Genomic DNA, 1,361 nt, shown 5'->3' with positions numbered 1-1,361 from the left:
TGCGGGATGGGGTGGATGGCTCCTGCTTCAACCGGCGTCGCAATGCGCCATAGTGCAGTTGTCATGAACTGCTTATGAGAGGAGCCACCCAATGCAAGTTACCACAATCGGCCTGGATTTGGCCAAGAACGTCTTTCAGGTTCACGGGATCACGGCAGATGGGACGGTTGCATTTAACCGCTCTTTGCGGCGCGCTCAGATGTTTACCTTTTTCCAGAAGCTCGAGCCTTGCCTGATTGGCATGGAGGCGTGTGGGTCCAGTCATTATTGGGCGCGTGAACTGAGTAAACTTGGCCACGTCGTGAAGCTGATCGCGCCGGTTTATGTGAAGCCATACGTCAAGCGTGGAAAGTCCGACGCGGCGGATGCAGAGGCGATTTGCGAAGCTGTCACCCGCCCAACAATGCGCTTCGTTGAGGTCAAGTCACCTGAGCAACAAGCTATTCTATCGATTCATCGCGCGCGGGATTTGATTGTTCGGCAAAGGACCCAAACGATTAACATGCTGCGTGGTTTGCTGGCAGAGTTTGGGATTATCTTCGCTCAGGGTGTAGGGCATGCGGTCCGGTTCGCAAAGCGTGCGCATGAGGGGTATTTGCCCGACCTGCCGCAAGCCGCGTGTGATGTCATTATTGACCTGAGTGAACAACTTTTGACCCTTCATGCACGGGTCAATTGGTATGGTCGCCGGATGGCTGCAGCAGCAAAATCCGAGCCGCGTATAGCTTTGCTTGAAACGATACCGGGTATTGGACCGATCACCGCATCTGCAATCGTGGCGACCGTCGGGAGTGGAAAACAGTTCCGAAGTGGTAGAGATTTGTCGGCCTGGCTGGGGCTAACGCCGATCAATAAATCGACCGGCGGAAAAGAGCGTTTGGGACGCATATCAAAGATGGGCGACCGATACATTCGACGGCTTATGGTCGTTGGCATGACATCCCGCATGAAACAGATCAGAGAAAATCCTGAGCGATTTGATCCTTGGTTCGCCGATATATTGCAACGAAAGCCTGCCAAACTTGCCGCCATTGCTATGGCGAACAAAACCGCGCGCATTATCTGGGCTGTGCTCTCGCGAAATGAACCTTACGCGGCACGAACGGTTTGAAACGAAAGAGAAAAACAAGGAGACAGCAAGACCAATGAAGTGATGGCGGACAAGTCAGCCGCGACATCAAGATACCCCGGGCTTTGTCCAGGACGACAACTGTCCGTCTGCGAGAATGGGGACTTGATCAGCGGAAACCATCAAGGCCAGCGGGCTTAAGTTCCGCGCGAACAGGCCGGACACAAGACCGTATCTGACAAATTGCCTATCACCTCGAAAAAAGTCTTGCTTTGCAGGAGACATCCACACA

General features: G+C 53.6%; 1 protein-coding gene. It reads left to right on the top strand.

Annotated elements, in window-relative coordinates:
* The first annotated feature begins 91 nt into the window (after positions 1 to 91).
* The gene (locus AC2D8P_RS16540) at positions 92 to 1,111 is read left to right on the top strand and encodes an IS110 family RNA-guided transposase (RefSeq protein ID WP_484703988.1); all 1,020 of its coding nucleotides are present in this window, start codon (positions 92 to 94) and stop codon (positions 1,109 to 1,111) included.
* The last annotated feature ends 250 nt before the right edge of the window (positions 1,112 to 1,361 follow it).

It is taken from the genome of Roseovarius sp. YIN77 (assembly GCF_057219155.1).
Note: the sequence above shows the minus strand (reverse complement) of the source record. Positions and strands in the feature narration are given on the sequence as shown.

Bases quoted from the DNA above. Each gene is read 5' to 3' on its own strand.
- AC2D8P_RS16540 (WP_484703988.1), top strand. From the start codon at position 92: ATGCAAGTTACCACAATCGGCCTGGATTTGGCCAAGAACGTCTTTCAG.